Source organism: Almyronema sp. (assembly GCF_052168255.1).
GTDB classification, from domain to species: domain Bacteria; phylum Cyanobacteriota; class Cyanobacteriia; order Phormidesmidales; family Phormidesmidaceae; genus Sphaerothrix; species Sphaerothrix epifaneia.
In genome coordinates this window covers 1-21,069 of the sequence record NZ_JBQLZL010000001.1, presented here as the reverse complement: position 1 = coordinate 21,069, position 21,069 = coordinate 1, and the positions used below count along the sequence as shown (strand labels likewise).

The following is a 21,069-nucleotide window of genomic DNA, read 5'->3' as shown; positions in this document are numbered from 1 at the left end:
GCATACGTTTCGTCAGTCTCATCTGTACCTTTCTTTTGAAGAATCGGTATAACCCTATAGGCTTTGGCGACAAGTTAGGAAGCTGATCAAAAGGATTGGTTTTCTCCCGCCAATGACATCTGACTCAGTTGAGAAAACTGGTTTGCTATCAATATTACTGCCAGCAAGTTGAACTTTGCTGGCAGTTTTTTTGGGGCTAAGTTGGCTCGTCTGAAGCGATCGCAGGGCTAATTTCAGTTCAGTTCATCGGGCATCGCTGCTGGCTTCACAGCCGCTAGACCGTAATTCTACACAACTTTTTTAACCCTCCGCTTCATATTCCGTAAAAATACAATCCTCTTTTTTAAAGAAATTTTTTAGTTTAACTCCTGTTCCCTGGCACGTAGCCCACCGATCGGATTTTCTTCTGAGAAACTAATCACATGTCAGCCAAAACACTTGCGCAGAAGGTTTCAAGCTACGATATCGCCATCATTGGAGCTGGCCCGATAGGACTCCTCTATGCTTCCTGGGTTAAGCTAGCTCGTCCTCAAAGCCGCATTATTGTCTTAGAGCGTTCTAAAACTCCGCGCCACAAAATTGGTGAGAGTACACTTTCAGGCTTTTGCAAAGCCCTACGCTCTGTTGGTATTCGCCAGGAAACACTCAATCGACTGTTTTTTCCCAAAAATGGCTTGGGATTTTTTTACGTCGATGAAGCAATTGACCATATTTTGCAAGCTCCTGAGTACATTCTCGAAACTTTCGACGAAACTTTTCAAATTGAACGCCGCGTGCTAGAAAGCTTGCTAATTGCCAATGCTCGTCGCCTGGGCGTCGAAGTGCTGCAAGGCGCTAGGGTTAATCTCAAGCGTTCTTGTTTGAGTCAGCTTGGCAATCAAATTGTTTATCAAGCCGATCAGCAAGAATTTTGTCTAAACGCTAAGCTGCTAGTCGATGCGAGTGGCCCAGCCAGCGCTTTGGCGAAGCATCTCAACCTGCATACTCAAACCCATAGCCTGTTCCAAAACAATGCTGTTTGGGGTTATTTCAAAAACGTTCGGCGTCTAGACAGTTTTGAACAGTGGCAGGCCGCCGCCCAATTCTCGCGCGATGAATATACTCAGCATTTGTGCTTTCAAGAAGGCTGGCTTTGGTACATTCCCCTCGTCTCCTGGCAACAGGTGACGGATGGGCAGCTTAATCCCCTGTTGCAGCAACTGCTATCCTCTACGGGTGAGGTTGCCAAGCGGGAAGTTCTGCAGCAAACCCTTGGGTGTCAGGCTGATGAGGTGGTGAGTGTAGGGCTGGTGCTGCGGGAGGATCGCGATCGCGTTTTTCACACGCAAGGGCCAAAAGCCGTTTTTGCACATTACGCTGCCAAATATCCGGCCATTGCTCAACTGCTAGCCGACGCAACTCTGGCCAGCGATTACTACGGGCAGCATGACTATCTAAGCCGCGCCAATGTGCGCACTCACAGCCGTCAGGTTAGTGGCGATGGCTGGCTAATAATTGGAGATGCGGCCTTTTTTGTTGATCCGCTAATTTCGCCGGGGCTGACGGGGGGAGTGGCGACGGCCTATTTTGCTGCCCAAGAATCGCTACCGATCATTGATGGCAGCCCCGCAACTCAGGCCAGTTTTGCCCGCTATGAGCAGTTTGCCCATCAGCTGCATGAAGCTTTGGAGCGAGACAATCAGCTTGTCTATATGTCTTTTAACCATCCCGAAGCGATCGCGCTGATTCAGCGCTTTCAAGAAATCGATGCCAGACGCCATTTCAATCAGCAACAGCATCTCGACGATGACTATCGCCTTGCAGATACCAATGTTTGGGGAATTCTCAACCCCACCTACCAGGTGATGCAAAAGCAACTTTGGCAAATTATGCGTCAGGCAGAACAAAAGGTGCTAGCAACAGCGCCTTCGTCCGCCCGCCCTGCTGCTGCGTATGAAGACATGGTGCAGCAGATGAAAGCCCAGCTTCATACCTACCTCAATCAGTATGTTGAGCTAACGCCCTATGTGGTGCAAAACCAGCGGGTGCCTGCCTTCGTTTAAAGGTGGCTGCTTGAATTAAATCAGGGCGAATATCGATTTGCCACCGCATACGGCTGATTGCAAACGATCAGCCGTATTCCTCTGTTGACGGCAATCTGCCTAGAACATTGCTGGCGATCGCCCAAACCGAGAGATAACTGGAGCCATCAGGATTGAAACCCTCAAATGGCCAAAAAAGAGAGTGTATAGACAGCTCTAGTACCCAAAAGCTACTAACTTTCAACCTGGTTTAAGGTTGAGGAGTTTCAATTTTCAGTTCTAGCAGTAGCTGTTCTAGGCGATCGTTGGCTTGCTTTTGGCGTTCAGCCGCCTCCTTCGAAAGCTGATAAGAGTACACACCAGAGGCCAAACCGACAGCCGTTGTTACTGAGCCTTCTGAAGCCTGACCAAACAAGAGCAGCCCCGCCCCACTCAAACCAATTAAAGCACTGGCTGTAGACATGAACGTTGCAATCACAAAGCTCCAATGGGCTTGGTTGGCATTCTGCTGGGATTGCCGAATGCCCTCGGCAATCACCTGATGCAATAAGGTGATGCGAGTGTCTGCTAAAGGCTGCTGTTTTAGGTAAGCTGTCGTGATCAAACTTCTAGCCATAGCGGGTCTCCTTTTGACTGAAAGCAACGCCCTATCTGTCATCCCCAGTTGCAATGTACAAATGAGTACGTCTTGTCTGTATGTGCTGATTAAGCAGCTGTTGCACATCGAGTCGGAGTAGAGATTTCCCGCCATTCAAAGCTATGATTAACCCAATTCTGCAACTTACTCTCTATATGGCTAGGCGCTGCTTAGCCTAGTCTCTACCGTCAAGTTTTTATGACGGTTGCAGCTAAGGGTTGGCTAAAATATTTTTTGTGGCCTGGGTGCCGGGTGAATAATCCGCCTGCGGCAAGCCAGCCCAAGCACAAGCCCTTAGAAAAAGACAAGACCACTCTGTCAGAGCAGCCTCCACTAAACTCTTTTAAGTCTCCGTCTAAGACCGCTCAGCCCGTCGGTTGGCTTTTTGCGGGCGGTGCCAGTGCCGGGTTGATTGCCTTTGCCCTGTTTGGCGGCATTTGGCAGGTGCATCATTTTGTCTGGGTGATGGGCACAACAGCTGTTTTCTGCGGTCTTTTGGCGGTGCTTTTCCGACAAAATTTTCAGGGCTTGTTAAAAGCTTTGCTAGATAATATTCCTTGGTTTTAGCGGCTGCGATCGCCCTTGCTAAACCTGCTTGAGTAGCCAACTTAAACCGCCAACGTATGGGGCAACACTGGTCGTTAAAGATTGAGGGCGCTATTTTAATAAACAGTAGTTTTTACGCCACCAGAGATTAGTGCGCGATCGCCCGCGATCGCCCTGGTTTGCACTTCTTTCAGATCTGACCCGTCAATTTGACCTGTTAACCGCCCACATCAGGAGGTTCTATGAACGGCGACCGAAATTCCTTCGGGCTTAAAGTAGCCGACCTTTCCCTGGCTTATGCTTTGCTACGTATTGTCGTTGGCATCAACTACTTTAATCACGGTTTTACCCGCATTGGCAATCTGCCGGGGTTTGCCGAGTCGATGGTTGGGGCTATGGAGGCAGCCTGGATGCCGGAGTTTTTAGTCAGACTCACGGCCTTTTGTGTCGCCCCGGTTGAAATGATTTTTGGCCTTTGCCTGCTCTTGGGCTTGTTTACTCGCGTTTCGCTAGTTGTTTTGTTTGGGCTGATGGCAGTTTTGATGTACGGAGTCACTGTTGTTCAAAACTGGGATTCGGCCTCTAGTCAGCTTATCTACAATATTGTTCTGTTTATTTTGCTAGCTGGCGTTGGCTACAACCGTTTGGCGTTAGATCAAGTTTTCTTTGGCGATCGCCGTCAGCCAGCTAATCAGGTCGAACCTCGCCCTACCCAAGAAAGTCTGCGCTTTCGACGCTTGCGGCTACGCTAACAAGAAGTAACTGAGGCATTGGCGGCAAAGCTCAGGTCTGCGTAGCCTAAGCGGGGATTTGCCCAGTGCGTTTCCTCAAGAAATTGCTGAAACGTGGTTAGCAGGCCGGGAAATTCCTGGCGCAGGCTAGCGACATCCGCCTGGCACCCCTCCTGGCGATACCAGCGGATTAGCTGATACAGTTCAAAGCGCAGCAAAACTAAAAACCATGCCGCCGGGATATTTTGATGCACAACGGTCTGCCCCTGAACTCGGCCAAAAGCGGCAGCTATCTGTCGTGGTGTCAAAACATCGGCGGCTAACTCAATGTGGCGTCCGCTATAGGCTGCCGGATTTTGCATGACAGCAGCAGCTACCTGCCCCAAGTCTTTAGTCGAAACCAGGTATAGCGGTTTATCTGCGGGAATAGAAAAGGGAAATTTACCCCGCAAAATGGCGGGACGGGTATAGGCTTTCCAAAATTCTTCCATAAACAGACAGGCTCGTAGCATTGTGGTGGACGGGGCTGCCTGCTGCAAAATTTGTTCGATTTGATATTTTTGCTCAATCCGGCGAACCCCTGATTGGCGCTCAACGCCGCTGGCTGAGTGATACACGATCTGTTGCAGACCTGTTTGCTGGGCGGCTGTAGCTAGCCGCCGACCGCGAGCCACTTCGCTAGGGTCGGTTTTAGATTCGTCACCGCTCAGCGCATGACAGTAAAGAGCTGAAATGTCGGTTAACGCAGCGCTCAGAGAATCAGCCTCGTCCAAATCGGCTTCTACAATACCGATGCCTAGCTGATCTAGCTTTTGTAAAAGGGGGCGGGTTAAATCTCGCCGACGGGTCATTACCTGGATTTGCGCTGGTGCGTATTGGGCTAAAAAGCCTTTAATTGCTCGGCTACCTGTGCCGCCAGTGACACCAATTAGCAAAATGCGAGGATAGAGATGTGCCATAACCTTTAAGCAGTTGATGCTTGTATCGCCATAGCCACTCAGGTTGAGATACTCAAATGGCTGAAAGCCTTCTATAGCAAACCTTTCATTTTATTTTCTGCTTCTGCCTTTCGCTCTTGCAGCCGTGTTTTGGCTATAGGCTCAAGCGGGAATCATCTTGAGCTGAGCATTGATCTCAGCGAGTTCAGCAGCTTCTGGGTCAAAGCTGCCCCCCACCCATTCAAGCATTTCCTCGTGTTCAGGATGGTTTGGCGTTTGGATAGCTTCTAGAAACGCCTCATAGCCGAAAGTTCCGCCGCAGTCTTCGGGTGGGCAAGCCCGCTTAGCTTTAATGCAGATGGGATAGTCAACCTCAGCCGCCGCTGCAAGTGCCTTCTCAACTAAGATTTCATGCTCCCAAGCATCGCCAAAATCATAGAGATAGAAGAATTTGAACTTTTCTCCTAGAATCACTTTGCTGAGCTGAGCCGACTGCTCATTACGCAAGCCGATTTCATCCAAGCCCAACTCAGGCAGGGGTGTCCCATACCTGACTCCTTGAATAGAAAAAGAATGAAGATGGGAGTTCGTCCACCCCATAGAAATCTGAATTACCCAGTGCAAATGGGCTAGCGTAGTGTCACTGCGCACCTGTACTCGCCGCCAAATGGGGGGACGGATGTCCCTTAGAGTGATTTTGAGCTGATAGATAGTCGGCTCAGGCTGGCGTGGAGTCATTTTGGCGCGGCAGGAACGTCACAGTCGGCTGGCTGTCTAGCGGCGGCGGCGGAGCGGATCTATAGATAGACCGCTCGGCGCTGAGCCAATCGCTTGCTTAAATAGTAAGTGGTTTTCTGCTGGGCGATCGCTTTTTGTCCTGCTTGGATCAATCCGAGGGCAAACCTTAATTGCTCGTAGGCATAGCTATAGCTGTAGCCACCAGCATTAAGATCCTCGAAGTGCTGAAAGCCGCTGACAGAAAAACTTTCCTTCTGCCCTCAGCCCTCAGCTTGGGTAAAGCTCTGCCATTGGGTGATCACCGCCTGCAGGTCGGAGGGGAGTTGATCGACAACGAGGTCAATGTATTCAACACTGGCAAAGGGCGTTTGCAGACGAGTGGTGGGATAGTCGGCAAAGGCAGCTTCAGTCAGGTAGCGCAAACGATTGAAGTTAGCGAAGCGAAGCTGCGCTAGCTGGTTACGAAAGGCTTCAACCTCAGCAGAACTCAGGGTTTTGATCAGCTCACGGGTTGGCTCCCCGCCGCCGATGGGCCGAAGCTGTTCGCGGTAAAGATTGCCATCGGCTGTCAGGATGGTTCTTTGCACTGAGCCTGCTAGATCGCCGCTGAGCTGGCTTTGAAAAATGATTTGTGTTTCTAAATCATCCTCAGGGTTGGGCGTTTCTGCTACAGGCATAAACGACACCAGCAGCGGCAATTGAGCACCGCTAGCAGTTGGATTTTGAGCAATTTGCAGACCGTTTTCACTGAGGTGGTAAACCCAAACTGTTTGACCATCACTAACCAGTGCCCTAAAGCCTGCCAGCGCAATAGCAGTGCAGGCTGTATCAGGTTCATACACACCCAAGCAGCCATCCCAAGTTGCCGATTGTACTTCTAGAACACTCAAGCGACTCACAGGTTGATTTACCTGTTCGGCTACTGTGGTAAGCAGTTGCTGACTGGTTTCAACCGAAAAATCCCCTGTGCCAAAGTCCGGTGCTGTTGGTAGGGGTTCTAGCTCGATCTGGTAGCCAAAGCGATCGCTGCGATAAGTCCACATCTGCTGAGCGCTGGCGACCTGTACCCGCCAGCCGCGCACTTCGCCACCGCGACAGCGCTCGTTAGGACGGGCTAGCCCCAGGCATTGATCGGGCCAGGTTTGCGGCGTGGCTTCGATGATTTGCAGGCTGTTGGGCGAAACGTTGAGCCGCTGAGCCAGGTCTTGCTGAACGCGACGGGTGAGCAACCGGGAGGGCGAGGGGCGGGTGGGTTGTTGAGCCAGAGGAGCAGTGGGATGCGTGGATGAAGCCGTGGCAGGATTGAACAAAGGCGTTTGAGCCGCGATCGCGGTACTCGCCGCTGTTGCAACCATCAAGCTGGCGAAAAAACTAACGGTTCGAAGAGACACCATAAATTCCTTTTGTGGGGGATACTATTGTGTTTCTTCACCCTATTCAAACTGGGGTGGTTAGTATGGCTGGTTACCAAATTTGAGACGGATATGGCAAAGCGATCGCCATATCTGCTCAGCATAATCACTGCCCGTCTTAACCGAGCCAAAAGGCTTTGGGTTATCTTGGGCGATCGCCTGATAGCGCCCAAGGCCGCAGGCAAAGAGCGAAAGGCGAACTAAAAGGTTTTCTGTCAGCGGCTTGCAGCCATTTATTGAGTGACTGACACTTAAAGGCGATCGCTATAAATAATGATGCTGACGGTACCAATTCACCTGATCCTGTAGCATTTCTTCCATAGGCCGAAAGGCAATGCCCAGTTCTTGCACCGCTTTATCCGAGTTCCATTTTAATTTGGCGTACAAATTTCTAGCACCATTACAGGAAATCAGGATAGGGCGGTGCGTGACCTGACTGTAGCGTTCCGAAATCCAAGCATACGCCATCAGCAGCCGATGGGGCAGGCGAAAACCCGGTAAAGGAACGCCAGTGATAGCCGTCAAGGCTTTGCAAAGGTCTTCTAGACTGTAGTAATGTCCGCCAACAATGTATCGCTCACCAGAACGACCGCTAAGTGTTGCTGCTTTAATCATGGCGATCGCGGTATCTCTGGCATCAACGATGCAAGCACCGCCATCGATGAGAATGGGTAGCTTGCGGTTAACGTAATCTAAAACAAACTGGCCACTACTGGTTGGAGCCACATCACCCGGCCCAAACATCCATCCTGGTAGAATCAGCGTCACTTCTAGCGGATGCTCGGCTAAAAAAGCATCAATTGCTTTTTCGGCAAAAAGCTTACTTCTAAAATAAGGGTCTTGGTAAGTAATGGGATGAGGCGGGGTAGATTCATTGCCTGCCGTTCCATCCGGTAACTTACCAATGACCCCCGCAGAACTGACATAAACCACTTTTTTAAGCTGGTATTGTTTGGCGTAGCGCAGCAAATTGATAGTGGCGGTAATGTTAATTTCTTCTAGTTTTTGCCAGTGTTCACCGGGTTGAAAAGACTCGCGAAAATAGGCGGCTGTATGAAATAAAACATCGCAGCTTTGCAACTCTTCGACAAAGCCCTCTAGATCAAGCATGTCGCCCTTCACTAGTTCGACATCGAGATCGCCAAAGAGCCTTAGGGCTTTTTCAGGAGAGCGAACTAAAGCTTTAACCCTGTGGCCTTGTTCTACCAGCAACCGCACAAGATTACTGCCTAATAGCCCGGTGCTACCCGTCACAAACGCTTTCATGCTGCTGTCCTTGGTTTATCCCTGGATACGTTTGGCCGTCAGGCAAGGTGATTAAGTCCAGCTAGGCAAAACTAGCGGAATAATCATTCATGGAGAATCTAAACTAAATCTAAAGTGATGTCAATGTTAGGGGAATACAATTTGCTGACATAGGTTAATTTCTATTGGTTTCATAGCTGATCGCAAATCCTGTATTCCCCAACACAAAAGGACTCTGTCGGTTCTAAACAACTAGAATCAAACGCTCAATTTAGTAAAAGTAAAGTTTCTAATTGCAAAGAAGTTAAAAGAGGGTTGACATATTTCTAAACCTTAGTCTATATTTCGTGAACATGTAGGAGTGAAAATTCATTCCGATCTAAGTTAACGAGTTTCATAGACCCTGTTGTGCCACACACAGCGTCTTCACTGTAGATTTCCTGGACTGGCTAGAAGTAGATTTTTTGCCCAAAGGCTACGGGATATAGAAAGACCTTTTTCTCAGAACTGTCTGTTCAGCAACAAGCGTTCAGCGGCTGTACTGCCTCTGACTTAAGGTTGCAAGTTCTAAGCAGGCAATGACGACGATAGTTTTATGCCCGATGGTTCGCTAGATGGTGCAGATTGCTGCTCCAATCGTGAACCATCTAGTTCCCATTCGATAGCCGATTCTACTTGAGCTTGACATGCGTACGAATAATTTTTCCACCCTAATTGATCTTTTACGACTTCGAGCGGCGCAACAGCCTGATCAGGTTGCCTATACGTTCCTTGAAGACGGCGAAACTGACTCAACTGAATTGACCTATCAGCGTCTTGATCAAAGAGCACAGGCGATCGCGGCTCAGTTGCAGGCGACCGTATCAGCAGGCGATCGCATTTTGCTGCTTTATCAGGCGGGTCTAGACTATATCACAGCCTTTTTTGGCTGTCTATACGCTGGGGTTGTGGCTGTGCCTGCTTACCCACCCCGGAATAATCATTCCCTCTCCAGGCTGCAAACCATCATCACAGATGCCCAAGCCACGGCAAGCCTAACGACAACCAGCGTTTTAGCCAATATTAGCCGCCAGATCAATCAGTCCCCTGACCTGCAACAGATGCAGTGGTTTGCTAGTGACGAAACGGCAGATCACCTGGCCGCTAGCTGGTGCGAGCCGAATGTACAAACAGATACACTGGCCTTTCTGCAATACACCTCAGGTTCTACGGGTACGCCCAAAGGCGTCATGGTCAGCCATGCCAATCTGCTCCACAACCAGGCGTTAATCCAACAGGCGATGGGACACAGCCAAGACACCATTTTTGTCGGCTGGCTACCCCTCTTTCATGACATGGGCTTAATTGGCAACATGTTGCAACCCCTTTACTTAGGGATCCCTTGCATTCTCATGTCGCCTGTGTCCTTTTTGCAAAAGCCAATCCGCTGGCTGCAGGCCATTTCCACCTATCGAGCGACTACCAGCGGTGCGCCTAACTTTGCCTACGACTTGTGTGTGCGCAAAGTCTCAGAAGAACAGCGGGCTACGCTTGATTTAAGTAGCTGGGAGGTCGCCTTTAATGGGGCTGAACCTGTTCGCGCTCAAACGCTAGAGCGCTTTGCCACCGCTTTTGAGCCGTGTGGATTTCGGCGAGAAGCGCTGTATCCCTGTTATGGCATGGCCGAAACCACGCTGATTGTTTCGGGGGGATCTAAACAGCATTTACCGATTTTTCACACTGTGCAAGCCAGCGCGTTGCAGCAAAACCAGCTGCGTTTGGTGGAGGATGCGGCAGACAGCCAGGTAGAAACGCAGGTGATTGTCGGTTGCGGCAAAGCCATTCTAGATTTGCAGGTGGTCATTGCCAATCCTCAGACGCTAACGCGCTGTCAACCAGACGAAATTGGTGAAATTTGGGTTAAGGGCGCTAGTGTAGCCCAGGGTTACTGGCAAAATGCCGAAGCGACACAGCAGAGCTTTCAGGCTTATTTGCAAGACACTGAGGAAGGCCCCTTTTTGCGGACGGGTGACTTAGGCTGCTTACACGCAGGCGAGTTGTTTGTTACGGGTCGTCTCAAAGATCTGATCATTATTGGGGGACGCAATCACTATCCTCAAGACCTTGAACTGACGGCGTTTCAGAGCCATCCGGCTTTGCGACCCGATTGTGGGGCGGCGTTTTCAGTAGACGTGAATGACACAGAAAAACTCGTTATTGTTCAAGAAGTAGAGCGATCGCACATTCGCAAATTAAATCTAGAAGAAGTCGTCGGTGCTATTCGATTGGCGATCGCCGAACACCACGATTTGAATGTATACGCTGTCGTCTTAATTAAAACTGGCAGTTTGCCCAAAACCTCTAGCGGTAAGGTGCAGCGGCGCACCTGTCGGGCTCAGTTTTTAGCCGATGAGCTGGCGATTGTGGGGCAATGGAGCGCGCCAACCCTCAATGAGTTAGCGCTATCTGCGGCCACCGCTGACGCCTTGGGGGCAAACCGTCTCCCGGCAGATCCCTTTTCAGAAATGGGCATTGAGTCTTGGTTGACGGCTCGTCTAGCGCAACGCCTAGGCTTGAGCAGCCTCGACATCGATCGCCATCAGCCTTTCTCTTACTATGGGCTGGGTTCAATGGATGCGGTTGATTTGGTTGGCGATTTAGAAGCGTGGTTGAATCGTCCCCTTTCGCCGACCTTGCCCTGGGAATATCCCTCCATTCAAAGCCTGACGCAATATTTGATCAGCCTCGACCAGGACGGTGCCGAAAGTTCTCAACCTGAGCGATCGCAGCCCCCATCGAGCCGCGATCAATCGATTGATCAGCTTCTCAGCTACATCGAACACCTTTCTGCAGACGAAACGATCAAAGCGCTTGAACAATCCAATTCCTAATTAAGGGAGGCATTTTCGTGGATACACTTTCCCGACGGATTGGCCAGCTTTCACTCGAAAAACGAGCCTTACTGGAGTCTCAACTGGCTCAGCAGGGGAATTTTCAAGAATCTATTGCCGTCATTGGAATGGGTTGTCGTTTTCCGCAAGCAACCGACCCAGAAGCCTTTTGGCACCTGCTCGAAAACGGGATAAATGCCATTACTGAGGTTCCCGCTGGCCGCTGGCAAAACGATGCGATCTACGATCCTAGCCCTGCGGTTCCAGGCAAACTCAGCACCCGCTGGGGTGGCTTTTTAGAGCAGATCGATCAATTTGATCCAAAATTTTTTGGTATTTCAGCGCCTGAAGTAGAGCGGATGGATCCGCAACAGCGGTTGTTGCTAGAGGTCGCCTGGGAAGCTTTAGAGCAGGCCGGCCAATCCCCAGCCCAGCTATCAGGCAGCAATGTGGGGACGTTTATTGGTATCAGCACCAGTGACTACTCTCGCCTGCTGCTGAGCGATCCAGAACATTTAGACGCTTTTACGGCCACTGGTGGCGCTTGTAGCATTGTCGCCAATCGGCTGGCCTATGTCTTAGATTTGCGCGGCCCCAGCTTGTCAGTTGATACGGCTTGTTCTTCATCGCTGGTGGCTCTACATCTGGCCTGCCAGAGTTTGCGCCGGGGTGAATGCGAAGCAGCGCTGGCGGGCGGCGTTAATCTGATGTTGACGCCAGAGCTGACCATTGCCCTATCGCAAGCCAACATGATGGCTGCAGACGGCCAGTGCAAAACTTTTGATGCGCGGGCAGATGGCTACGTGCGGGGTGAAGGATGCGGCATTGTAGTGTTAAAGCGGCTGTCGCAGGCGGTTAAAGATAAGGATCATATATGGGCGCTGGTGCGGGGTTCGGCAGTCGGGCAGGATGGCCGCAGCAATGGTCTAACAGCTCCCAACGGTCGAGCGCAACAAGCCGTTATTCATCAAGCGCTCAAAGATGGCAGCGTAGCACCAGAGCAGATTAGCTACGTTGAAGCCCACGGTACAGGCACTTCGCTGGGCGATCCGATTGAAGTTGAGGCGCTTAAAGCGGTGCTGATGCCCCAGCGATCGCCAGAGCAGGTGTGCTGGTTGGGGTCGATTAAAACCAATATTGGCCATTTGGAACCAGCCGCTGGCATTGCCGGATTCATCAAGCTGGTGCTGGCGTTGCATCACCAAAAAATTCCGCCCCATTTGCATCTTCAGCAGCTCAATCCGCGAATTTCTCTAGCAGAAACGACGTTGTCAATTCCTACACAGTGTCAGCCTTGGGAGGTAGCCAATCAAGAGCGGCGTCTAGCGGGAATTAGCGCTTTTGGCTTTGGCGGTACCAATGCCCATATGGTGTTGGAAGAAGCGCCGCTGCGAGTGGCAGCCGAAGCCGCGATCGCCCGACCGCTGCACCTGCTGACTTTGTCGGCTAAAAGCCCGACGGCGTTACGGGCTTTAGCTGAGCGCTATCGAGACTTTGTCACTGAGATGCCGGATGAAGCGCTGGCGCATGTTTGTTTTACAGCCAATACGGGTCGAAGCCATTTTGCCCATCGCTTAGCGCTGGTAGCAAACTCTAGTCAACAGGTCAGCGATCGCCTGACGGACTTTCTCAACCACGGCGCTACGCCTGCGGTGGCAGTTGCAGAACTGGCAAAATCATCGCGACCTAGAATTGGCTTTCTCTTTACGGGTCAGGGGTCTCAATATGCGCAGATGGGACGCGATCTGTATGAAACCCAGCCGACCTTCCGCCAAATTCTCGATCGCTGTGCGGCAATTCTAGAGCCACATTTAGAGTGTTCGCTGCTCTCAGTGCTGTATGCCGATTCCGCCTCGGATCGGCTCGATCAAACCGCCTATACTCAGCCTGCCCTCGTCGCTATAGAGTGTGCCCTAGCGCACCTGTGGCGGTCTTGGGGAATTCAGGCAGATGTGGTAATGGGTCATAGCGTTGGCGAATATGCAGCGGCCTGCTTTGCGGGTGCCCTTAGTCTAGAAGATGTGATGACGCTGATTGCTGAGCGGGGGCGCTTGATGCAGAGTTTGCCCGCCAATGGCATGATGGCGGCTGTCTTTGCCAGCCGTGAACTGCTGCTGCCTCTGCTGGCAGATTATCCAGAGCAAGTGGCGATCGCTGCTGTGAACGGGCCGGAAAATACGGTCATTTCGGGGGCGCGTGAGGTTGTGCAAACCCTTTTAGAGAAGCTGGAACAACAGGGCATTCGCGCTTGTCCCTTGCGGGTTTCCCATGCTTTTCATTCTCCGTTGATGGCTCCGATTGTGCCGCTGTTTGAACAAGCTGCCCAACAGATTACGCCGCTAAAGCATACCCTTCCCATTGTGGCCAACCTCACCGGGCAACTGCTCAAAGAAGATGAGCCGCTAGATGCCAATTACTGGTGCCAGCACCTGTTGCAGCCTGTGCAGTTTAGTACCGGGCTAGAAACGCTGCAGGCGCTAGGGGTTGATATCTTGCTTGAAATTGGGCCTCACCCGACTCTGAGCAAAATGGGCGCAGCCGTGCTGAGAGATTGGCCGGGGGTTTGGCTAGCTTCTTTGCATCGTCGCCAAGATAACTGGTCGTCGCTATTGGCGAGTTTGCAAACCCTTTATACCCTGGGCGGCGCAATCGACTGGTCAGGTTTTGACCAAGCCTATCCTCGTCACCGTTTGCCTTTGCCCACTTATCCCTTTGAGCGCGAGACTTTTCCTTTGCTCTCGGCGTCACTGCCAGCAGGCGATCGCCGTCAGAAAGACGAAAGAATCAACGGCGTCGTCAACCAGCTGCAAAATCTAACCTCAGAGATTGACAGCATTTTGGCCTCCATTCGGTCGGGGCATCAGATGTTTCAGGCGATCGCGGCAGAACCGTCGCCCGCCTCTAGCCCGCCTTCACCTGAACCGCCGCCACCGACAGCGACAGTTGCTGAAAAGCTGCAAACGATTGTTTCCGAGGTGGGCCGAATTCCGCCGCACCAGCTCAGCTTAACAAGCCGCTTAGAGGAACTAGGGTTCGACTCGTTGATGCTGGTAGAAGTCAGACATCAACTAATTTCTGCTTACCCTGCCCTCAAAGATTTGCCGATTAAGCTGTTCTTCAGCAGCATAACGCTGCAAGATTTGATTCAGGTCGTGTCGCAAACGCTCGAACCCGCCGCCAACCCCGTACCTACCGCAGCGGCTCAGCGAGACTTTTCGCCCGCTTTGGCCAAATTCAGAGTATGGGCCGCTGAATTTCAGCCCGGCCAGGTGCTACGTATTGACAAGGCGCTGGTTCACAAAGACAACGCCAGCAACGTTTTGATTGCCCGTGTTGAGCAGTTGCAAACCGATTTCATTCTGGCGGAAGTGGCTCAAGATATCGGTCATACCTTCTTTTACGAGCATCCTAAAGACCACGTCACTGGGTTGTACATCATCGAAGCGGCGCGTCAGTTTGCAACTGTGCTGTCTCATCTTTACTACGACGTGCCGATGGGCATGGCCTTTGTTTTAGATGAAATGCAGGCGCAGTTTTTCACCTTTGCCGAAACCCGGCAGGCGTTATTTGCGATCGCCGAAGTTTCCGACAAATTGACAGTTGACGGCCAGCTAGTGCAAATGCAGGTGACGATTTCCATCGTCCAAAACGACACAACGGCGGCTGTGGTTAAGGGTTATTTCAGAACGTTTTCTGCGGCTCATTATCAGAGCCTGCGGGGAGACGCCTTACGCGAAATGCACGCTGTGCATTAAAAACTTGGCCGGAATTAAACCAGCTTGAAAGGCTATTGAGGAAATTTAGGGCAGATATTATGAGCGCAACTTACGCAGTGGTTGGATCGGGAGCCTCCGGTATTGCAACAGCTTATTACTTGCAGCAGTGCGGCTTAGACGTTGAGCTAATTGAGCGCAACGACTACCTCGGCGGTCGCATGGCTTCTTGCCCAATGGGCGATCGCCAAATTGCCATGGGCGGCAAAAACATTGGCAAGGGCTATCATCTCTTTCGAGAATTTACGCAGGCGATGGGCGATCACCCCTATGAGTTTTTTGGTTTGAATTCATCGCAGGTACGCAACGGCAAAATAGTTACCGTGGATAGCCGTCAGCGCTGGTTGGGGCTAGTAAAGCTGCTGAGACAGGCTTCGCTAACCGATGTAATCCAGTTTCTGCGGATGTGCCTTGCCGTCAAACAAAAAGAAACAAACGGTTATTTAGGGGGGCCTTATTTCACTTCGCTCAGCCAGCAATTTAACCAGCCCTCCATGAGCCAATTTTTCAGTGCCGCCTTTTGCCAGCGGTTAATTCGGCCCATGTCGGTGCGGATGAATGGAGCCGAGCCAGACGAAGTTTATCTGGGTAATCTGGGCAGTAACCTCCGCATGGTGCTAGATACCTACGAGCAGCTTCACCACGGTATTCACCCCGTTTTAGAACAGTTTGCGCGGCAAGTCTCTGTGCGGTTGGCAACCACAGTTGAATCGCTGGTTTTTCGCGGCGATCGCGTAGTTGGATTAGAGCTAAACCAGGCAGGCAGAACCCAAACTCAAGATTATGCAGGCGTTATTTTGGCAACGCCAGCGCCAATTGCAGCCAACTTAGTAGCGCCGATTGCAGCTAACCTGGCAGAAACGCTGCGTTTGGTGCGCTACTATCCGGTGATGGTGATTGTGGCCGAATACTGCCGCAACATTTTTTCTGAGCAAGTCCGAGCCTTGGTATTTGACGCAGATGAACCCTTGAGCAATGCCGGAGCCTATGGGGTCAACGATCGCCATATTGTGCGCTATACCCTGAGTGGCCGAACGGCGCGTCCTTATATTGAATCCAATCGGGATACGGCGGAACTGCTGCAAATTGCTGAAGCCACGCTCAATCGCCATATTCCTGTCAGTGCGGCCGATCGGGTGCAGTTTGTTTCACGGCGCTGGTCGTTAGGGCTATGTGCCTACGCCGCTGACCACAAAACCTTTTCCCAGACGTTAGCCGCGCAGCTTGACGCTGTACCAGGGCTATTCCTAACGGGTGACTATCGCCAAGGGGCATCGATCGAAGCGTGTTTTCAAGCGGGCAAAGCCTGTGCGGAGCAAGTGGCGCGATCGCACCAATCCTTGGTTGAATCACCCAAACTGGTTTTGACCTAATCTCCGCTTTAGGGGCTATGACTATTGGCGCAATGGGTTGCTGCGGCAACCCCAACGGCTTGGAGAAATGATGAAATCTGTAGATGAGAGAAACCTGAGCTTACCAACCAAAGCTATCTATCAAGACCCCCGCCTTCATCTTATTTTTGGGGTTTCTCTGATCGCCTTTATGGGCATTCCGAGTATCACGCCCGCCTTTCCCAAAATTGTGCAGGCGCTTGAAGTCTCGCCGCAACGGGTGGGGCTGATTATTACAGCCTTTACCCTTCCCAATGTTTTGTTAGGCCCTGTTCTGGGGGTTCTAGCCGATCGGGTGGGGCGCAAATCGATTCTTATGGGTTCACTGGCGCTCTTTAGCTTTGCAGGCATGGCTTGTGCTTTAGCGCCAACGTTTCCGGCTTTGCTAGCCATGCGTTTTTTGCAAGGGACGGGAGCCGCCGCGTTAATTTTCCTCAGTGTGACGCTGATTGGGGATTTTTATACTGACCGTGAACGTACAGCGGCTCTGGGATATCAAGCCAGCGTGATCAGCGTTGGGACGGCTAGCTATCCGCTACTGGGCGGGGCTTTAGCCACCTTAGGGTGGAATTATCCCTTCTTGCTGGCTGGGCTAGGGTTGCCCGTCGGCGTTTGGGTTTGGCTGGGGCTAAAAGAGCCTAAATCTTCAGCGCCGCTACAGTTACGGGTGCAAATGCGGCAGGCATGGCAAAGTATTCGTGAACGCGCCTTTATCGGCCTGTTTCTCAGCACAATTACGACTTTTATTTTGCTGTGTGGTGCCTGTGCCACGTATCTGCCGCTGCTGATGCAGCAGCGGTTTGCAGTTTCTTTATTGACGGTGGGGCTGTTCTTGTCTCTGTTGTTTGCCACCGTGACGCTGACAGCCTCACAGTTTAGTCGATGGGTGCAGCGCTACTCACCGGGGGTATTCATTCGGTTTTCGTTTCTGCTGTATGCGATCGCGCTGGTTTTAATGCCCTTCATGCCGACTATTGGCAGTTTGCTCCTGCCGATTCTCCTCTATGGCATTGCCCTTGGACTTGGCTTGCCCAGCCTGCAAAGTTTAATTACCGAACTCACGCCGCCTACCTGTCGGGCTGCGGTGATGTCTTTGAATGGGGCGGTATTGGGTTTGGGTCAAGCTTTGGGGCCGATTCTTTTAGGTTTTGCCTATGGTTTTTGGAAGCTAGAGGGTGCTTTTATCGTCAGTGCCATCTTTGCCTTAGGCACTTTTGGGCTTTTGCAGGTGTGCTGGAACTATCCACCTAGCGCGATCGCCAAAACTTCTCATAGCAGAAACAGTCTGTGACGTTACTCAAAAATTATGAAGCATCAGCATCTTATTCTAAATCAGCAACCGCTCGCCTTTGGTTCATTTAGCAATTGGGTTCGGCTTTTGTGGCAAAACGATGGGGTTGACCTCAAGTATGTACCTAGAGCCTTGTTTGTAACCCTTTCAAGTTTATTATCTAGTCCTTTGCGACTCTATGAGCAGGCCAAAGTAGGTCATTTAATGGCAGATCAGTCTATTGAAAAACCGCCTGTTTTTATTATTGGTCATTGGCGCAGCGGTACTACGTATCTACATAACTTGATGAGTCTGGATAGTCAGTTTTCTTATCTATCTACCCTGCAAGCTTGGGCACCTGAACTTTGTTTGACCAATCGCTGGCTAATCGCCCCTATTTTAGAATGGATGACCCCTAAAACGCGGCCAATGGACAATGTCAGTCTGGCGCTTGACTATCCGCAAGAAGAAGAATTTTGTCTAGCTAATCTGTCGCCTTTTTCCTTTTACCACGGTTGGTATTTTCCTCGCGCTATGAGAGACTACTTTGAGCAATTTGTCCTCTTTAACGAAATCTCTCCAGCCGTCTTTTCTCAATGGAAGCAAGCTTATCTAAAAACGTTGAAACTGGCTAGCTTAAATACTCAGGGACGCAGATTGTTGATTAAAAATCCAGCTAACACTGGTCGTATAAAAGCTTTGTTGGAACTGTTCCCAGATGCTAAGTTTATCCACATTTATAGAAATCCTTACACGGTTTATTTTTCCACGCGGCGGCTTTACCAAAAGCTACTACCCGTTATTGCCCTGCAAGACTTTAGTGAACAGGCCATTGAGGAAAACATTTTTGCTTTTTATCAAAAAATAATGGATAAGTTTTTTTTGGAAAAGCACCTGATTCCACCGGACAACCTGATAGAAATGAGGTATGAAGATTTAGAGGTTCAACCCCTTCATCAACTACAGCGCATTTATCAACAATTTGGCTTGCCAGATTTTGAGCCAATGACAGAAAAGTTTGAATCTTATATTGCTAGCCAGGGTAGCTACCAGCGTAATCGCTACACGCTTGAAGATAGCGAAATCATCCGCAAAATTTACCAGCACTGGCAGTTCACAATAGACCAGTGGCAATATCCCGAACCTGTTCTCTCCCCATGCGAGTCCATCACTTAAACTGTTCAACCCAATGTGTTAGAGGAGGTTGCTGGGTGAGTGGTCGAGGTTCGCTTCTGGCGATCGCTGAGTTGGTTTGCCACTGCTTGCTGATTGAAACTGAGGTAGGGCTGGTTTTGGTGGATACGGGTTTGGGCTTAGACGATGTTCAAAGGGCTCGTTCTCGCTTGCCGGGTAGCTTTTTGTTTTGGGCAAACCCCCGCCTCGACCCTCAAGAAACAGCTCTGCGTCAGGTAGAGCGCTTGGGCTACTGCCGCGAAGATGTGCGGCACATTCTGGTAACTCACCTGGATTTTGACCATGCGGGGGGCATTTACGACTTTCCCCAGGCAAAGGTGCATGTGTTAGCCAGCGAGTATCAGGCAGCAACGACCCCCGATCGCTGGATCAATCGGTTTCGCTATCGAGGGCGACAAAGCGGGCGATCGCCCAACTGGATTTTTCATGAAGCGATCGGTGAACCCTGGTTTGGCTTTGAAGCCATCCGCCCTTTGCCCGAAGTCTCTACCCTGCTCTTTATTCCTTTACAAGGCCATAGCTGGGGTCATGCCGGGGTGGCAGTACAAACCGATCAGGGCTGGCTGCTGCACGCGGGAGACGCCTACTTCTTTCGAGATGAAATTCACGCCCATCCCCCCTACTGTCCCATTGGCTTGCGGTTGTTTCAAGCCTGTCTAGCTGCTGATCGACAAGCTCGACGTCATAATCAGCAGCGGTTGCGCCAGCTAGCAGCAGAACAGACTTCCGTCCAAATTTTCTCGGCGCATGATCCTGTCGAGTTTTATCGTTTTAGCCTGACGTCGGCATAAGCCCCCTGCCTGAATTGCCTACCCTCGCTTGCAAATTACATCAAAGGACGTATTGGTTATGCTATTTAAATCCAAAACAGTTCGACGACTGATTTGGGTATCTATTGGCCTGATTTTGGCCTTGATCCTTTACGCACTGCTTCAGCTAGCCGACCCCGTTTCGATCGCGGCTCTGCCGGAGACAGTTCGACCTTTTCAGTTTGAAGGACGCGCTTTGTTGGTTGCGTCCGATGCTGATATGGTGGCGACGGCTTACGCCGATGCCAAACTCGATCGCGTAGCTGGCATTGAAGACACCTTAACCGTCGTCGATTTGCCACTTGACCCCGATAATCCCGTCGTTTCGGCTATTGCAGCACCCAACTCGGTGATGTCATGGCCTCAAATTATTGCGACTTCCCCCGATGGCACAAAAGCTTATGTGGCCGAAGTGCGCGGCACACCGCCCGCCGATGTGCAACAGTTTGACACCATTGAAGACATGCCAGATGGCTCCAGAATCACTGTAATTGATATCGCCAATCCGGCTCAACCAACCCTAATTGAAACGGTTGAAGTGGGTCGCAATCCCAGACATGTCACCATCAGCCCCGATGGTAGATTTTTAGCTATTGACTTAGATGAACCGGGGCGAGAACTGTTGCTAGTTCAGCTTAATCCAGACGGTACGCTGGGGACGCAGAGCTACTTTTCGATTACAGATGCGACTGGCGCGCCTGCTGATGTCAATTCGGCTAACTGGCATCCTTCCAGTGGCTTTTTAGCGCTTAATTTAAACAATCGCTCTGTGGCTTTTTATCAGGTGCTAGCAGAGGCCAATACCGTCGAAATTCGTCCCTATGGGGAACCGCTGGCAGTCGGCAATCATCTCAGTTGTGGCAGGTTTTCGCCCAGCGGCGAAACCTATTTAATTTCTGATTTGAAGTGGAGCACCAAGCCGCTACGATTTTTGAACTATTTGATGAATCCTAAGGGAGAACTGATTGCTATTGACTTTGACACGACTGGTCAGCAGCCAGCGATCGCCGCTAGGGCAGAAGTCGGCTTGAGTCCTGAGGGGTTTGCCGTCAGCCCTGACGGTAGCTTGATTGTCACGGTAAATATGCGTCGCACCTATTTATCTAACTTTCCACCTGTCTGGCGGGGTAAGTCACACAGTTCGCTGTCGATAGTCGAACTTGATCAAGCGACGGGAGCTTTAAACCCGCTGGCCGAATATGGATTTGAAGGCTTACTGCCTGAAGATGCTGTGTTTGACGCCAGCGGCAATTCGCTAGCAACGGTCATTTACAACTACCGAGAAGCGCAACCGAGAACCGGGGCGATCGAGTTTTGGCAAGTCTTACGGGATGGTCAACCGCGTTTAGAACGAACTGGTTTGAAGTTAGATGTGGTGCGGGGTGCCCACGTAGTGTCTCTGGTGCAGTAGTCAAGTCGGCAGGCTAACCTGACTCAGCCGCGATCGCTTTTTAATTGAGCCACGCGTATACCTGGCTGTCGCTTGAAAGTTTG

The 21,069-nt window shown here is 51.0% G+C and carries 15 protein-coding genes; 10 read left to right on the top strand and 5 right to left on the bottom strand.

The genetic code is table 11. The annotated features are described in order from the left end of the window. Positions 1-422: 422 nt before the first annotated feature. Positions 423-2,042 carry an NAD(P)/FAD-dependent oxidoreductase gene (locus ACTS3T_RS00075; protein WP_462934562.1) on the top strand — a complete coding sequence of 540 codons (1,620 nt, stop codon included), beginning with the start codon at positions 423-425 and terminating at the stop codon, positions 2,040-2,042. Between the two features lie 229 nt (positions 2,043-2,271). On the opposite strand, the gene ACTS3T_RS00070 is transcribed toward ACTS3T_RS00075, so the two are convergent. Then, positions 2,272-2,637 (bottom strand): TRADD-N-associated membrane domain-containing protein, encoded by a 366-nt coding sequence (locus ACTS3T_RS00070; RefSeq protein ID WP_462934561.1) that lies wholly within the window; start codon positions 2,635-2,637, stop codon positions 2,272-2,274. 273 nt (positions 2,638-2,910) lie between these two features. On the opposite strand from ACTS3T_RS00070, the gene ACTS3T_RS00065 reads away from it, so the two are divergent. Further along, positions 2,911-3,225, top strand: a complete 315-nt coding sequence (locus ACTS3T_RS00065) for a hypothetical protein (protein ID WP_462934560.1) — start codon at positions 2,911-2,913, stop codon at positions 3,223-3,225. A 221-nt stretch (positions 3,226-3,446) separates the two neighbouring features. Further along, positions 3,447-3,956 (top strand): DoxX family membrane protein, encoded by a 510-nt coding sequence (locus tag ACTS3T_RS00060; RefSeq protein WP_462934559.1) that lies wholly within the window; start codon positions 3,447-3,449, stop codon positions 3,954-3,956. Here ACTS3T_RS00060 and ACTS3T_RS00055 read toward each other — a convergent pair. The 4 genes from ACTS3T_RS00055 to ACTS3T_RS00040 all read right to left on the bottom strand — a co-directional run bounded on the left by ACTS3T_RS00055 (position 3,953) and on the right by ACTS3T_RS00040 (position 8,289). After that, complete coding sequence (locus ACTS3T_RS00055) at positions 3,953-4,894, bottom strand: NmrA family NAD(P)-binding protein (RefSeq protein WP_462934558.1); 942 nt, start codon at positions 4,892-4,894, stop codon at positions 3,953-3,955. The genes ACTS3T_RS00060 and ACTS3T_RS00055 overlap by 4 nt on opposite strands. Before the next feature lie 141 nt (positions 4,895-5,035). Next, the gene (locus tag ACTS3T_RS00050) at positions 5,036-5,611 is read right to left on the bottom strand and encodes a plasmid pRiA4b ORF-3 family protein (protein WP_462934557.1); all 576 of its coding nucleotides are present in this window, start codon (positions 5,609-5,611) and stop codon (positions 5,036-5,038) included. 260 nt (positions 5,612-5,871) lie between these two features. Further along, positions 5,872-7,005, bottom strand: a complete 1,134-nt coding sequence (locus ACTS3T_RS00045) for a hypothetical protein (protein ID WP_462934556.1) — start codon at positions 7,003-7,005, stop codon at positions 5,872-5,874. Between the two features lie 282 nt (positions 7,006-7,287). Then, positions 7,288-8,289, bottom strand: a complete 1,002-nt coding sequence (locus tag ACTS3T_RS00040; protein WP_462934555.1) for an SDR family oxidoreductase — start codon at positions 8,287-8,289, stop codon at positions 7,288-7,290. 665 nt (positions 8,290-8,954) lie between these two features. Between ACTS3T_RS00040 and ACTS3T_RS00035 the strand changes: the two genes are divergently transcribed. The 7 genes from ACTS3T_RS00035 to ACTS3T_RS00005 all read left to right on the top strand — a co-directional run bounded on the left by ACTS3T_RS00035 (position 8,955) and on the right by ACTS3T_RS00005 (position 20,986). Beyond that, the gene (locus ACTS3T_RS00035) at positions 8,955-11,138 is read left to right on the top strand and encodes an AMP-binding protein (RefSeq protein WP_462934554.1); all 2,184 of its coding nucleotides are present in this window, start codon (positions 8,955-8,957) and stop codon (positions 11,136-11,138) included. 17 nt (positions 11,139-11,155) lie between these two features. Then, positions 11,156-14,893 (top strand): beta-ketoacyl synthase N-terminal-like domain-containing protein, encoded by a 3,738-nt coding sequence (locus ACTS3T_RS00030; RefSeq protein ID WP_462934553.1) that lies wholly within the window; start codon positions 11,156-11,158, stop codon positions 14,891-14,893. Between the two features lie 59 nt (positions 14,894-14,952). After that, the gene (locus ACTS3T_RS00025) at positions 14,953-16,284 is read left to right on the top strand and encodes a protoporphyrinogen/coproporphyrinogen oxidase (RefSeq protein WP_462934552.1); all 1,332 of its coding nucleotides are present in this window, start codon (positions 14,953-14,955) and stop codon (positions 16,282-16,284) included. Positions 16,285-16,351: 67 nt separating this feature from the next. Then, positions 16,352-17,593: an MFS transporter gene (locus ACTS3T_RS00020; RefSeq protein ID WP_462934551.1), complete on the top strand. Its 1,242-nt coding sequence runs from the start codon at positions 16,352-16,354 to the stop codon at positions 17,591-17,593. Positions 17,594-17,608: 15 nt separating this feature from the next. Continuing rightward, positions 17,609-18,748, top strand: a complete 1,140-nt coding sequence (locus tag ACTS3T_RS00015; protein WP_462934550.1) for a sulfotransferase family protein — start codon at positions 17,609-17,611, stop codon at positions 18,746-18,748. A 35-nt stretch (positions 18,749-18,783) separates the two neighbouring features. Then, positions 18,784-19,557 carry an MBL fold metallo-hydrolase gene (locus ACTS3T_RS00010; RefSeq protein ID WP_462934549.1) on the top strand — a complete coding sequence of 258 codons (774 nt, stop codon included), beginning with the start codon at positions 18,784-18,786 and terminating at the stop codon, positions 19,555-19,557. Between the two features lie 58 nt (positions 19,558-19,615). Continuing rightward, the gene (locus ACTS3T_RS00005; protein WP_462934548.1) at positions 19,616-20,986 is read left to right on the top strand and encodes a lactonase family protein; all 1,371 of its coding nucleotides are present in this window, start codon (positions 19,616-19,618) and stop codon (positions 20,984-20,986) included. Positions 20,987-21,069: the final 83 nt, after the last annotated feature.

Coding starts and splice junctions, on each gene's coding strand:
- ACTS3T_RS00075 (WP_462934562.1), top strand. CDS start 423: ATGTCAGCCAAAACACTTGCGCAGAAGGTTTCAAGCTACGATATCGCC.
- ACTS3T_RS00070 (WP_462934561.1), bottom strand. CDS start 2,637: ATGGCTAGAAGTTTGATCACGACAGCTTACCTAAAACAGCAGCCTTTA.
- ACTS3T_RS00060 (WP_462934559.1), top strand. CDS start 3,447: ATGAACGGCGACCGAAATTCCTTCGGGCTTAAAGTAGCCGACCTTTCC.
- ACTS3T_RS00055 (WP_462934558.1), bottom strand. CDS start 4,894: ATGGCACATCTCTATCCTCGCATTTTGCTAATTGGTGTCACTGGCGGC.
- ACTS3T_RS00050 (WP_462934557.1), bottom strand. CDS start 5,611: ATGACTCCACGCCAGCCTGAGCCGACTATCTATCAGCTCAAAATCACT.
- ACTS3T_RS00045 (WP_462934556.1), bottom strand. CDS start 7,005: ATGGTGTCTCTTCGAACCGTTAGTTTTTTCGCCAGCTTGATGGTTGCA.
- ACTS3T_RS00040 (WP_462934555.1), bottom strand. CDS start 8,289: ATGAAAGCGTTTGTGACGGGTAGCACCGGGCTATTAGGCAGTAATCTT.
- ACTS3T_RS00035 (WP_462934554.1), top strand. CDS start 8,955: ATGCGTACGAATAATTTTTCCACCCTAATTGATCTTTTACGACTTCGA.
- ACTS3T_RS00025 (WP_462934552.1), top strand. CDS start 14,953: ATGAGCGCAACTTACGCAGTGGTTGGATCGGGAGCCTCCGGTATTGCA.
- ACTS3T_RS00020 (WP_462934551.1), top strand. CDS start 16,352: ATGATGAAATCTGTAGATGAGAGAAACCTGAGCTTACCAACCAAAGCT.
- ACTS3T_RS00015 (WP_462934550.1), top strand. CDS start 17,609: ATGAAGCATCAGCATCTTATTCTAAATCAGCAACCGCTCGCCTTTGGT.
- ACTS3T_RS00005 (WP_462934548.1), top strand. CDS start 19,616: ATGCTATTTAAATCCAAAACAGTTCGACGACTGATTTGGGTATCTATT.